Genomic DNA, 12,569 nt, shown 5'->3' with positions numbered 1-12,569 from the left:
GCGTCGGTCCGCGGTCGGTCGGTCCGAGGTGCTCATGCGCGCGCCCACTCCCCCTCGTCCCAGGTGTGCCGGTAGGCCGGATCGTCGTGACAGCCGCAGTCCGGTTCCGGGCAGCGGCAGGCCGGGTTGACGCAGAGGACGGCCGCGCGGTCGGGGAAGGCCCGCAGGGAGACGGAGTCGCACCAGGGGCAGCGGCCCGCGACCCGTACGACGGTCTCGGTGTCGCCCAGCGCGCGGGCGCAGCGGCGGGCCATCCGGCGGGTCTCGTCGCGTACGTGCGCGGCCAGGACGGTGTCGGCGGCCACGCGGTCGAGGAGGGACGCGATCCTGCGCAGCCGCTCGGGCACGGGGGCGCGGCGCGGACGGGGCAGACCGAGCCGGTCGCGTACCGCCTCCTCCAGTTCGAGGACGCCGTCGGTGATGTCGCGGATGGCGTCGGAGACATGCAGGCGGAGCGGGGCCGCGCCGTGGCCGGGGGCCACCAGGCCGTGCCGCTGCTGGAGGAGCAGCTGCTCCTCGCGCTCCTCGCGCAGGCGGGCGCCGAGATCGACGGGGGGCCGCGGTGCGACGGGGCGGTGGGCGGGGCTGGTACGGCCGGGCACCAGTTCCGTGGACAGTTCGGGGAACTGCTGGAGAAGTGTGCCGATCCAGAGGGCGGCCTGGGCGGTGGGTCGGTCCTCGCAGGCTTCAGCCACGGGTGCCGCCCTGAGCCGGGAGGTGGACGAGGCCGGTGGCCGTAGCCGGGAGGTGGGCGGCCGGAGCCGGGAGGTGGGCGAGGCCGACCGCCTGAGTCGGGAGGGGGGCGAGGCCGGCGGTCGTGGCCGGCGACAGGAGGTGCGCGGGTACGGGGACCGGGCGGCCGGAGCGCCAGAGACGGCCGCCGCAGACGCCGTCGAACCAGTTGTCGGCCGGTGCCACCGCCTCCTCGCAGGCCCGCCGCACGCGGCAGTCGGCGCAGGCCCGGAGCGCGGGGGCGGCGACCTTGGCCTTCTTGGAGAAGACGACCCGCGGGGAGAGCCCGCCACAGGCGGCCGCGGACTGCCAACCGGGGGCTGATGGGCAGGAGTTCGTTTCGGGCATGGACATGGGACCCCCCTGGGTTCGTGAACGAGCCGTACTGGGTGAACGCCCCCCAGACTACAGATTGCGTGCGCGCCCGCAACGAAATTCCGACGGGCCGGAGCCTTCGACGTCCCCCGAATCTCCACGAACAGCACGAATTTTCCTCAGTGCTTGCTCGAGAGCACGTAATTCCGCGCGCGCAAGCAAGCTAAACTCTTGCCCACCCCCGAAGGAAGAGAGAAAGACATGACCAACCAGGGCTTGGACGCATTCGCCGCGTGGGTCGAAGACCTCATGCGCGAACGCGGCTACGACATCGACAGCCCACGCGGCGGCGGCAAGTCGCGGATCGCGGACGAGGCCGGCGTGCACCGCGCCGCGGTCACCCGCCTGCTCCAGCGGCAGAGCATGCCGGACCTCGAGACCACCCGCAGGCTCGCCCGCGTGCTCGGCGTGCCGGTGCGCGACATGCTCATCCGCTCCGGCCGGCTGACCGCGGAGGAACTGGCCGACCCGCACGACTACCTGGCCTCTCCCGCGCCCAGCGCCGAGTTCGGCCGCCGCCCCACCCTGGAGGAGGTCGCCGACCTGCTGGGCGTGCCCGCCGACCGGCGGGAGATGTTCGTCAGGGTGGTGGAGCAGTTCCTGCCGAGCGAGGCCGAGGCCGAGGTGACGCAGGCGCGTGAGGACCGGCGGGTCCTGGTGGAGACGGCCGCGGCCGCGCCCACCGCCGACTGACCCGGCCGGGACCACCGGTCACGCATGCCGTGACGGTTCCGATCGAAGGGCGCCCGTGGGCCGACGGGAGCTCCGGTCGACGGCACCACCCACGGCTTCGCCGACCCGCACCACGACCAACCCCTGCGCTCCCCCCTCACCCTCCCCCCTCCCCCCTCCGCGCTCCCCGTGCCGCGCTCCCCCTGCCGACACGCGCACCCCCTTCATGACCTGCGCGCACGCTCCCCCTCCTGACCTGCGCACTCCCCCCTTCCTGACCGCGCACTCCCCCCTTCGTGACCTGCGCTCACTCCCGCGCCGCCCTCGCGCCACCCCCTCGCCTTCGCCCCTCCCGCACCTCCTCTCACATCTCTCTCGCCGTTTTAGTTGCGTGCGCGCACGCTCGTCTGTCACAGTTGGTGCAGCGGCGGAGCTGTGCCCGCGAGCCCCGAGCGGGCCGCACCCGCCGCCGTCAGCCGGGCCGAGGCGCCGCGCGCCTCCCCTTCCCCGCCCCCGTGCGGCGCCCGCCCGGCGACTTCCCCTTCTTCCCGGCGAGGTGACCCGGCATGACCACACCCACCCCACCGAGCGCCTTCCCGGACGTCGAGGCCCTGGTCGTCGACATCCTGGAGGCCGACTCGGCGCTCTCCACGGCGCTCGTCGCCGTCGAACCGCCCGCGAATTTCGACGGCACGACCGCCGCCGTCCTCGTCAACCGGCGCGGCGGCGCCTGGATCGGCGAACTGCACGTCGACCAGCCGCTGATCGAGCTGGAGGTGTACGGCCCGACCAAGCAGGCCGCGCACGTCCTGGCCAACTCCGCCCGCCGCGCGCTGCTGGCCGCGGCCGGCAACCGGTACGGCACGAACCTCATCACCGAGGTGGAGGAGCAGGACGGCCCGCGCTGGCTGCCCGACTACCTCTACCGCGCGGCCAATCGCTACGTGGCCGTGCTCAAGGTGTACCTGGACGTCTACTGACAGGCCCCGGGCGATCCGCCCGGAGGCCGCACCCCACAGACCGAAGGCCCCGCCCTCGCATCCGCGAGTCGGCGGGGCCTTCTCCGTACCCGGAACGGCCGGGAACGGCGCCCCGCATCACCCCTCTATAAGGAGACCCACCCATGGCAGGAACCAACTCCTCCGAGATCCGCATCGCAGGCGTCGGCCGGCTCTACGTCGCCGCCGCCGACACCAAGGTTCCGACGACCTTCTCCACCGACCCGTCCACCGACTGGGCCACCGGTTGGAAGAACCTCGGCTTCACCTCCGGTGAGGGCGTCACCTTCAGCAAGAAGGACAAGCTGGAGCCGGTCGACGTGTGGCAGGCCGTGAGCCCGGTGCACTTCGTGTACTCGGACCGCGACCTGACCCTGAAGTTCTCGCTGATGCAGTTCAACGAGGACACGCTGCCGTTCTTCATGGGCGGCGGCGCGGTCGAGGCGGTCACCGGCTCGACCGGCGTCTACAAGTACGAGATCGCCGACCGCCCGTACGCCGACGTGCGCGCCCTCGGCCTGGAGTTCACGGACGTCCGTGCCTCCGACGGCGCCACGGTGACCTACCGCTTCGGTGTTCCGCGCGGCCAGGTCACGGCGGCGGACGACATCAAGCTGGCCCGCAAGTCGGCGGCCCAGCTCGGCATCACCTACACGGCGATGGCCGCCGCCGACGGTTCGGCGCTGGCCAGCTTCGTGATGAAGGACGCCGCGTACGCCGCGTCCTGACCCACCGGGGCGGGGCGGGCGCCGACACCGGCCGCCCGCCCCGCCCCGGGCCCACACCTCCCGCTGACTCCCGATGACCCGAGAACCCAAGGAGCACCCATCGCCATGGCCCGTTTCGACGTCAACGCCGCCCGCGCCCAGCGCCTCGAAGCCCTCGGCCGTACCTGGTCGTTCGAGCTCGACGACGAGAGCTTCACCCTGCCCACGGAGCTGACCCGCGCCACCGCGAAGGCGTTGCGCGAGCTCGACGACAACGACGTGGACGGGCTGCTCGGGCTGCTCATGGGTGAGCAGCAGTTCGCCCGCTTCGAGCGGCACGAGGTCACCATGCAGGACATCGCGGCGATCCTGGAGGCCTACGGCAAGGAGACCGGGCTCGGCCTGGGGGAAGGCTGAGCCTCGTCGGGTTCGTCGACGAACACGCCGAGGCCCTCGAAGCGGACCTGCTCCGCTATTACGGGATCGACCTGCTCGACTGGCACCGCGAGCGCCTCTCCGCGCGGCGGCTCGCGGTGCTCGTCAAGCAGTTGCCGCGCGACAGCGCGCTGAACCGGGAACTGCACGGCGAGGCCGCCGAGTGGTCGGTGACCGACCATCTGCTGGCCGCCGCCGTGGACCATCTGGCGGCCGCCAACTGGATGTTCGCCTGCGTCAACTCGGAGGAGGGGGAGCAGCCGGACGCCCCGGCTCCGGTGCCGCGTCCGACGGACCGGGCCGAGAACGACGTCTACGACGACGGCGACGTGTACGAGGAGGGGCACGGGAGGTCCGGCGAGTACGGAGAGTCCGGCGAGTACGGAGAGCGCTCCGGGGACGTCGGACGGTCGGCCCCGGGGCCGGACAGCGCGGCGGACCGGTCGCGGACTCCCGCGCCGGACGAAGCACCGTCGGCATTCCAACTGGCCCGCTTCTTCGGCTGACCAGCTTGCCCGGCTGACTCACTTCGTCGGCCGACCCGCCCCATCCGCTGATCCGCCCGGTCGCCCGGTCGCCCGCCGGACGAATGCCGGACGAATGCCGGACGACCGCCGGACGATCGGTCAGCGCGTGCCCGTCGGCTCCGCTCAACGGGAGTCCGGCGGGCCGTTCTGCTCGTCCCGGCGGCGGCCGGCCCGGCCCTCCAGTTCGTCCGCGAGGGCCCGGGCCTTGTCCGAAAGCAGCCGGGGTCGGGGTTCGTCGCGGGCGCCCTGCGGATCGGCCGGCTCGACCGGCTCCGGCCACTCGGCCCGGCCGGTCTGCTCGGGCCGTTCCTGCGGCGGCCGTTCCTGCGGCGGCCGTTCCTGCGGCGGCCGTTCCTGGGGCGGCCGTTCCGCGGGCCCGGAGCCGTCCGGTCTGCGCGCCTTCTCCCGTCCCGGGGCTCCGATGTCGCCGGGCAGGGCCAGCGGGGGCACGCTCGGCCGGCCGTTGCGCCGGACCACCGGCCGCCGGTCGGAGGACGTGACGCGTCTCCCCCGCACCTCACGGGCGGAGAGCAGTATGTCCCCCTCGGCACCGGAGCCGGCCTCGGCTCCGCCGGCGCCCGCGACCTCGTCCTCGTCCTTGTCCTCGTCCTTGCCCTCGACGGCCCGGTCCCCCTCGCGCGCACCCCTGGCCGGGCCGCTCGCGCTCGTCGGGCTCGTCGGGCTCGCCGAACCGACAACGTTGGCCGGATCGCGCGGGTCGCCGTACGCATCCTCCTCGCCCCCGTCCGTCCCCCCTCCCGGGGGAGGCGCGGGCACCGGGGCTCCGTCCGCCACCGACCGTTCCCGTTCGCCCCGCTCCTCCACGCGCGCCCACGCGGACGGAGGGCGCAGCAGTTCGACATAGGGGAGCGGAATGACCTCGCCGCCACGCTCGTGCTCGTACTCGTGCTCGCGTTCCGCCTCGGCCCGTCGGGTCCGGCGGGGGCGGTGGCCGGTGCGGGCGTCCTCCTGGCCCTGGAGGTAGGCGGCGGTGATCCGCTCTTCGTACGCGCGGCGGATCGCGGGCAGTTGTTCGTCGACCACGTCGGCCCAGCCGGCGCTGTACGCGGCCAGTTCCCGCCGGTCGAGTTCGCTGCGGGGAAGGACCACCAGGGCGTCCGGTTCATGGCCGAGCAGGAGCACCAACTCCGAGACACGGGCGATGAGATGCGGCAGATCGGAGGCCTGTTCCAGCCAATCGATCACATGCTCGCGCCGCACGTTGCTCGCGTCCCCGTCCACCCCGTAGGCCTTGCTCTCGTCCCCTGGCCCCATCGCGCCCCCCAGCGCGAGGACGGCTGTCCGTCGCCGTCCACCGTCGTCTGGCGGTCACTCAGTTCCCTTGCCGAGCACCGCCGTTCACCTTTTCCTACGCGACGGGAGAACGGCCGGATCCTACTCCACCAACCTGGGCGGCACTTCGGGCGCACCCGGCATCACCGCAGGTCCCGACCGCTGAACACCGGATGCTCCTCGCCAAACACGGAACGGCACCACAGGATTACTCGTACACTAGTTCGAACACGCGTTTCGAACGCCCCAGAGGCGCCACCTGTACCACAGCCCAGCGGACAGACCGGAAAGCAGGCCGACATGGTGACTGGCACGAGCAACTCCCCGAAGCAGCCGATCGACACCTACACCCGCCTCGCCCACCTCCTGCACACCACACCCCGCGACCGCGAGGCCCTTCTCGACCGGGTGTACGAAGAGCTGCTCGCCCGGGAGTCGCGCGCGTACGCGGCGGGGTGGACGGACGCCCTGACGGAGGCACGTCGGGCGCGTGCCGGACGCCGCCCCTGACCTGCGCCGCCCAGCCCGCGGGGTCCCGCACACGGCCCCGCCCGGCCGTGCGGTCAGACGTTCTTCGACCTGTCAGACGTTCTTCGACCAGCGCGAAAACCCCCGGAGGATGGCCCGCGTGCTCCACTGCAGGCCGAAGTGGAACCTGACCTGGGGCAGCACCTTGCCCTGATGCATCCCCTGCCTGGTCCAGAACGAGTAGTAGACGTCATCGGGATCGCCGAAGAACTGCCAGAACGTGCGCGAGGCGTCGTACCGGCCGATGAACCGTGCCATCTCCTCGGCCTGGGTCATCCTGTCGAGCCAGAAGATCACGAGTGTCGTGCCCTCATGTCCGGCATTCCACTCACCGACCGCCCGTACCGCCGGCAACGGCCGGCCGTACCAGGGGGTGTCCCCGACGCCGAGGCGCTCCTCCACCTTGCTCTCGGGGCCGCGATCCTCGAAGAGCCCTCGCCCCATGTTCGGCCGGACCGCCCAGTCGCCGATCCACTCGGGCAGGGAATCCCGCTCCAGCCGAGTACGGATCACCTCGGTCCCGGCGTCCTCGTAATTCGACCCACCCGATCCCTCCGGATCTTTCGATTCACCGTAGAGGAAGACATCCAGGCCTCGCCCCGGATGGAATTTATCCGCAATATCCAGAGCTCGTTCCGCATACCAGGCGATCGATCTTTTTCTGTTCGGCTCGAAATACCAACTCCAACTGGTGGGGACGGCGAGAACAATACGCACATCATCAGAAGGCATGCGGGAACGCTAGCACAGGAGGGTAACCATGGCGCGAGATCTCAAAAAAGTCGACGAGGATCTCAAAATCCTGGAGGACAACACCAGGACAAGGAACACCCAGGTCGACACCAGCATCTCCGGGATAAGGACCACTCTCGGAACGCACACCACGAATATCACCGGGATAAACACCAAGCTCGGCACGCAGGCCACGGACATCACCAAGCTCCAGCAGTCCTACAAGGGACTCCGCACGACCCACAGCGGTATCTCAACCTCTCTTTCATTGATGAGCAACTCCATCGCGGCGCACACGAACGGTCTCACCGGCCTTGCCGCCAGTCTCACCCTGCTGACCGTCGGTCTGTCCATCTTCAAGGTCGACGAGAAAGGGATAACGATCCTCGGGGCGACCCGGGAATTCCCCTGGAAGAAGAAGATCGACGAGCTCCAGAAAAAGATCGAGTCACAGACACAGACAACAGATCGCGAAAAGAAGGAAAGGCGCGACAAGCTCATCGATGACAACTACCAGTACATCGACAACCTGAAGGAAACAGAACAGACGGTTGTGAAGCTGAAGCAGAGGATCGAGGTGGCGCGAAACGCCGCGGACACTGAACGCAGTCGACTGGAGGCAGATCCCAGGATGCGGACCGACCGGGGAATCGACGCACCGGTTCCCGTGGTCCGCGGTGTCGCCAGCGAGGTGACTGTTCTGCGCAGAGCTCTCCAGGAACTCACCGCAGCATTCTAAGGAGACACATATGTCGTTGTCCTCAGCGGCGAGCCGGGCCGCCAAATCTCTCCAGCAGTTCAAGTCCCAGGCCACCGGGGTCGCGACGGCGACCCAGAGCCTCAGCCGTGCGGCTCAGAGCGGAAAGGGCGAGATAGGCAGGCTCCGCTCCGCGTCCCAGGAGACGACCAAGCAGCTGAAGGACCTCAAGACCGCCTCCGACCAGGCCGAGAAGTCGCTCGGGAAGGCCGGGAAGACCGGTTCCGGCGCCGGCACGAATCTCGGCAAGTACGAGTCCGGGGCGGGCAAGGCGGCCAAGGGCCAGGACAAGATGAACAAGTCGATGAAGGGCAACTTCTTCGGCATGCTCATGGACCTGCTGGCGCCGCTCATCGAGAAGGTCGTCGAGATGGCGACCAAGTCGAAGACCATGCAGAAGGTCCTCAAGACCGCCTTCGACGTCATCAAGTCCGTGATCAGCACCGTCATGAAGGCCATCGGGCCGATCATGAAGAACGCCGCCAAGCTGATCAAGTCGGTCTGGGACGGCATCAAGAAGGCGATCTCGGCCGTCGTCAAGGCCGTCGCCACGGTGATCAAGACCTATGTCGCCATCTGGAAGAAGGTCATCACCACCGCGCTGAACGCGATCAAGACGGTCGTCTCCAGCGTCTGGAAGGGCATCAAGGCCGTCATCTCGCCGGTCGTCAACTGGGTCAAGTCCGCGATCCCGAACGCCTTCAAGGCCGTCAAGGACAAGCTGTCCAGCATCTGGGGCGGCCTCAAGGGCATCGCGGGCCGCGCCTTCGACGGCATCAAGAGCGCGGTGAAGGGCCCGATCAACGCGGTCATCGGCATCATCAACCGTGCGATCGGCGCCCTCAACGGCATCAAGGTGTCGATCCCGGGCTGGGTCCCGGGCGTCGGCGGCAAGACCTTCGGCGTCAGCCTGCCCAGGATCCCCATGCTGGCCACCGGCGGTGTCGTCATGCCCCGCTCCGGCGGTGTCCCCGCGATCCTCGCCGAGGCCGGTGAGGCGGAGGCCGTCCTGCCGCTGAGCAAACTGGACCGGCTGCTGCGGCGGGCCGCCGCCCAGGGCCCGGCGTACGCCGGAGCCGCCGGGGCCGGCGGCGCGCTGCACATCGAGCACTACTACGCGGCCGAGAGCAGCAGCCCGCAGCGGACCGCCGACGCGCTGATGTTCCTGGCGAAGGCACGCGGATGAGCGCCGCCGCACTGCCTGCGGGAGGCGGAGCGGCCGATCTGTTCGCCGGGGTGGCACCGGCTCTCCAGGCTTTCCGGTCCCGGCTGGGGCAGAACACCGCCGCGGCGCGCTCTCTGGTCGGCCGGATCAAGAGTGCCGCCACCGGCGTCGACGCCGTCCGTTCCGCCGCTTCCCAGGGCGCCACCGCCGTACGTCAGGTCAAGACCGGCGCCGACGCCGCGAGCCGCTCCGTCGCGAAGACCGGGCAGAGCGCCACCGAAGCAGCCTCCGGCATCAAGTCGGCCGGCACCCGCGCCAAGGGCGCCGGCAGGTCGCTCGGTGCCCTGAACTCCGCGTTCGGCGGTGTCTTCGCCATCGTCGGCGCGCTCATCGAGGCCTCCGGAGTGCTCGGAGACCTCATGGGAGCCTTCGGCACCGCCATGACCATCGGTTCCGGCGTGATGCTGATCGTCAACGCGCTCACCCGCGCCAACCCCATCGGGTTCGTCACCGGTCTCCTCCTGCCCGTCGCCGGCTGGCTGATCGATCTCGCGTTGAACTCGGAGACCGGGCAACGGCTGATGGAGCAGCTCGCCACCCTCGTGCTGAAGTACGTCGAGGGCTATCTGACCGTCATGACACCGCTGCTGAAGGGCATCGCGAGCGCCGTCAACACGTACGTCACCGTCTACCTCGGGGTCTTCACCACCGCGCTCACCGCGATCGGCGCCCTCGTCGGTACCGGCTTCGCCGTCCTGAAGGCACTGACCACCGGGGACACCCGGGCGCTCAGCGGCAAGGTGTCGTCGGTCTGGCGGGGGTTCAAGGACGCGGTGAAGCCGGCGCTGGAGTGGATCACCAAGGACATCCCCCGGATGTTCGCCCGGATCAAGGAGGCCACCTCCAGCACCCTGGGCGCGATGGGGAAGTTCGTCACCACCGGCGCGCAGACCGTCGCCGGTGTGGTCAAGGGTCCGATCACCGGGCTCATCGCCTTCGCCAACTGGGTCATCGACGGGCTCAACTCCCTGAGCTTCTCGGTCCTCGGCAAGAAGTTCGGCATCCACCTGGACAAGATCCCGATGCTCGCGGAGGGCGGCATCGCCGTCCCCGGCGCCTCCCGGGGCGCGGGCCGGGTACTGCCGCTGACCACCCTGGAGCGGCAGCGGGCACTCGCCCGGCGCACCGGGGCGCCGGCGTCCCGACCGGCTCACCGGGTCAAGGAGTTCCACGAGAGCGCGGGCACGGGCGCCCGCGGCACCGCGGAAGACCTGCTCTTCCTCGCCTCCGCCCACGCCTGCACATGAGAGTGAGGTGACGGCCACCATGGCCGAGATCACGACAACCGCATACACCGACGACGTGGCCCCCGGCTCACTCATCACCCGCGACGGGCAGATGCAGTGGGCCGGACTGCTGATGGGCCCCGGCACCCCCTACGAGATCGACCGCGGCGGCCTCAGCGGCTGGGAGGACCTGCCGGAGTACGACTCCTCCGACGCCGACCACCCCACCGCGCACGGCGCCTGGCCGGGCGCCCGCTACGCCAAGCCGCGCAGGGTCGGCGGCACGGTGTGGACCGTCCCGGCGCAGGACGACACCGCCTCCTCGCTCGCCGCCACCCGCGTCCTGCGCCAGGCCCTGCTGCTCGGCGACGCGGAGCGCTGGCTGGCGGTGCGGCTGCACGGCGAGACGCTGGCCGTGCGGGCCCGGGTCAGCCAGCGGGTGCTGGCCGCCGACCGGACGTACACCACCCAGGGCGTCTCCCGGGCGTCCGTGCAGTGGTACGCCACCGACCCGCGGCGCTACTCGGTCACCGAGCAGTCCGCCGTCACCGGCGCCCCGCAGCCGGAGAGCGGTCTGACCTGGCCGCTGACCTGGCCGCTGTACTGGGGGCAGGCTGCCTCCACCGGGGACGTCAACGCCGACAACGGCGGCTCGGCGCCCACCCACCCGGTGATCACCTTCACCGGCCCGTGCGCCAACCCGACGGTGACCGACCGGACGTCGGCGCAGCGGCTGCGCTACGAGATCGCGCTGGCCTCGGGCGACGAGCTCGTCGTCGACACCGCCGCCGGCACGGTCACCCTCAACAGCACCGCCTCCCGGCGGCACACCGCGGCCGCGGACAGCAGCCCCGAGGAACTCTTCGCGTTCGCCCCGGGCCGCGCCCAGCTCGCGTTCCGCCCCGACACCTACAGCACCGGCGCCCAGATGACGGTGCGCTGGCGAGAAGCGGAGTGGTGACCCCATGACCGTGCGAGCCGCCTGGCTCACGGAGTCCGGCCAGACCCGGGAGGACACCCGCCTCACCCTGTCCGGACTCCTCACCCCGAACGCCCTGGTCGCGGAGAACATCCCGCTCAAGGCCCGCGGCGGCATCGTCCCCGGTGGCTTCGCGCTCACCGGCGCCGCCGGGGGCATGACCTTCACGATCGGCACCGGTCGTGCCTTCGTGCAGGGCGGCAGAACCGGCCAGGGCACCTACCCCGTGGCGGTGACCGAGCCCGAGAGCCTGACGATCGACGACGGCGACGCCGCGCACCAGCGGATCGACCTGGTCGAGCTCGTCGTCCAGGACAGCACCTACGACGGCACCGCGGACACCGTGGCACGCGTGCGTCTGGTCAAGGGCACCCCCTCGGCGACGCCCCAGCAGCCGGTCGGCCCCGACGGCAGCACCCTGCCGCTCTTCCGGATCCTGGTGCCCGCCGGGGCGTCGGCCGGCTCCGGCGGCCTGGCATGGGACTCCGCCGTCACCAACCTGCGCTACGCCACGGTGGCCCTGGGCGGCATCGTCCCCGCCGCCGGCTTCAACGGCGCGTACGCCGGCCAGTACCGGGACAACGCCGGCGTCCTGGAGCGCTGGGACGGCACCGCCTGGGTCGCCTACCCCAAGGGCGTCGGCGGGATCCCACCGGCCGGCACCCTGACCGCGGGCAGCTACACGGGCCAGTACCAGGAGGACCCCACCGGTCCGCTCCAGCGCTGGAACGGCAGTGCCTGGGTGGCGTACCCGAAGTCGGTCGGCGGCATCGCCCCCTCCGGCACCGTCGCCACCGGCGGCTACCCCGGCCAGTACCGCGAGGACTCGGCCGGTCTGCTCCAGCGCTGGAACGGCTCGGCCTGGATCTACGCGGAGGGCCGCACGACCCTGCTGCTCAGCGTCTCGCAGACCAGCGAGCAGTCCGTGGTCCACAACACGTGGACGCAGATGACCCTGCAGAGCACCGACGTGGACGACGCGGCCGGCTGGTCGGGATCCAACACCTACACGGTGCCGAGGGCCGGCTGGTGGCGGGTGTCGGGGTCCGTGACCTGGCTCCAGCAGCCCTCCACGGGCTCGCGCGGCGCACGGATCCACCTCAACGGCGGCGGAGTCGCGCGCGCCACCTGGCTGATCGGCGCGGGCCCCGGTGCGACCTCGGTCGGCGGCAGCGCCCTGATCAGGTGCGTCGCGGGCGACAAGCTCGCGCTCTACGGGCTGCAGAGCTCCGGCGTGACCATCAACACCCTCGGCGGCTCCGGCTACTTCACCAACTTCACCGCCGAATGGCTCAGGTCCTGACGTGTCCTGACGGGCCCTCAGCCCACCCACGCATCTCCCGCACCTCCCGCACCTCCCGGAGTTCGCCTCCGAAGACCACA

At 70.9% G+C, this 12,569-nt stretch carries 15 protein-coding genes; 11 read left to right on the top strand and 4 right to left on the bottom strand.

Annotation, left to right across the window (positions count from 1 at the left end; translation table 11 throughout):
• Positions 1–32: 32 nt before the first annotated feature.
• On the bottom strand, positions 33–695 hold the full coding sequence (locus tag ABT070_RS10735; protein WP_351757696.1) for a hypothetical protein: 663 nt from the start codon (positions 693–695) through the stop codon (positions 33–35).
• Positions 688–1,086, bottom strand: a complete 399-nt coding sequence (locus tag ABT070_RS10730; protein WP_351757693.1) for a WhiB family transcriptional regulator — start codon at positions 1,084–1,086, stop codon at positions 688–690. Before ABT070_RS10730 ends, ABT070_RS10735 begins: the two co-directional genes overlap by 8 nt.
• A 222-nt stretch (positions 1,087–1,308) precedes the next feature.
• Between ABT070_RS10730 and ABT070_RS10725 the strand changes: the two genes are divergently transcribed.
• From ABT070_RS10725 to ABT070_RS46255, 5 genes are all read left to right on the top strand, one after another.
• Entirely contained in the window at positions 1,309–1,800 is a 492-nt protein-coding gene (locus ABT070_RS10725) for a helix-turn-helix domain-containing protein (RefSeq protein ID WP_351757691.1), read from the top strand.
• A 545-nt stretch (positions 1,801–2,345) separates the two neighbouring features.
• On the top strand, positions 2,346–2,759 hold the full coding sequence (locus ABT070_RS10720; protein WP_351757688.1) for a phage tail termination protein: 414 nt from the start codon (positions 2,346–2,348) through the stop codon (positions 2,757–2,759).
• A 143-nt stretch (positions 2,760–2,902) separates the two neighbouring features.
• Positions 2,903–3,505: a phage tail tube protein gene (locus ABT070_RS10715; RefSeq protein ID WP_020132649.1), complete on the top strand. Its 603-nt coding sequence runs from the start codon at positions 2,903–2,905 to the stop codon at positions 3,503–3,505.
• Between the two features lie 105 nt (positions 3,506–3,610).
• A complete protein-coding gene (locus tag ABT070_RS10710) occupies positions 3,611–3,901 on the top strand; it encodes a hypothetical protein (protein WP_054238774.1) in 291 nt (96 codons plus the stop codon).
• A gap of 116 nt (positions 3,902–4,017) precedes the next feature.
• Positions 4,018–4,425, top strand: coding sequence for a hypothetical protein (locus tag ABT070_RS46255; RefSeq protein ID WP_451101751.1), 408 nt, complete (start codon positions 4,018–4,020; stop codon positions 4,423–4,425).
• 144 nt (positions 4,426–4,569) lie between these two features.
• Here the strand turns inward: ABT070_RS46255 and ABT070_RS10700 are convergent, their stop codons facing one another.
• On the bottom strand, positions 4,570–5,721 hold the full coding sequence (locus ABT070_RS10700; protein ID WP_351757685.1) for a hypothetical protein: 1,152 nt from the start codon (positions 5,719–5,721) through the stop codon (positions 4,570–4,572).
• Positions 5,722–6,039: 318 nt separating this feature from the next.
• On the opposite strand from ABT070_RS10700, the gene ABT070_RS10695 reads away from it, so the two are divergent.
• On the top strand, positions 6,040–6,249 hold the full coding sequence (locus ABT070_RS10695) for a hypothetical protein (RefSeq protein ID WP_351757683.1): 210 nt from the start codon (positions 6,040–6,042) through the stop codon (positions 6,247–6,249).
• Between the two features lie 72 nt (positions 6,250–6,321).
• On the opposite strand, the gene ABT070_RS10690 is transcribed toward ABT070_RS10695, so the two are convergent.
• Entirely contained in the window at positions 6,322–6,999 is a 678-nt protein-coding gene (locus ABT070_RS10690; protein WP_351757680.1) for a hypothetical protein, read from the bottom strand.
• A gap of 28 nt (positions 7,000–7,027) precedes the next feature.
• Between ABT070_RS10690 and ABT070_RS10685 the strand changes: the two genes are divergently transcribed.
• From ABT070_RS10685 to ABT070_RS10665, 5 genes are read left to right on the top strand one after another with little or no spacing between them, the layout of a single operon-like run.
• Entirely contained in the window at positions 7,028–7,738 is a 711-nt protein-coding gene (locus ABT070_RS10685; RefSeq protein ID WP_351757677.1) for a hypothetical protein, read from the top strand.
• Positions 7,739–7,748: 10 nt separating this feature from the next.
• Positions 7,749–8,942 (top strand): phage tail protein, encoded by a 1,194-nt coding sequence (locus ABT070_RS10680; RefSeq protein ID WP_351757675.1) that lies wholly within the window; start codon positions 7,749–7,751, stop codon positions 8,940–8,942.
• Positions 8,939–10,228, top strand: coding sequence for a phage tail family protein (locus ABT070_RS10675; protein WP_351757673.1), 1,290 nt, complete (start codon positions 8,939–8,941; stop codon positions 10,226–10,228). The genes ABT070_RS10680 and ABT070_RS10675 overlap by 4 nt, the downstream gene beginning before the upstream one ends.
• 19 nt (positions 10,229–10,247) lie before the next feature.
• The gene (locus tag ABT070_RS10670) at positions 10,248–11,168 is read left to right on the top strand and encodes a phage distal tail protein (protein WP_351757670.1); all 921 of its coding nucleotides are present in this window, start codon (positions 10,248–10,250) and stop codon (positions 11,166–11,168) included.
• A 4-nt stretch (positions 11,169–11,172) separates the two neighbouring features.
• Positions 11,173–12,489, top strand: coding sequence for a hypothetical protein (locus ABT070_RS10665; RefSeq protein WP_351757667.1), 1,317 nt, complete (start codon positions 11,173–11,175; stop codon positions 12,487–12,489).
• Positions 12,490–12,569 lie beyond the last annotated feature (80 nt).

This window comes from Streptomyces sp. NPDC002884 (genome assembly GCF_040295245.1).
Classification (GTDB): Bacteria; Actinomycetota; Actinomycetes; order Streptomycetales; family Streptomycetaceae; genus Streptomyces.
The sequence above is the reverse complement of the archived record's forward strand: the minus strand, read 5'-3'. Positions and strand labels throughout refer to the sequence as shown.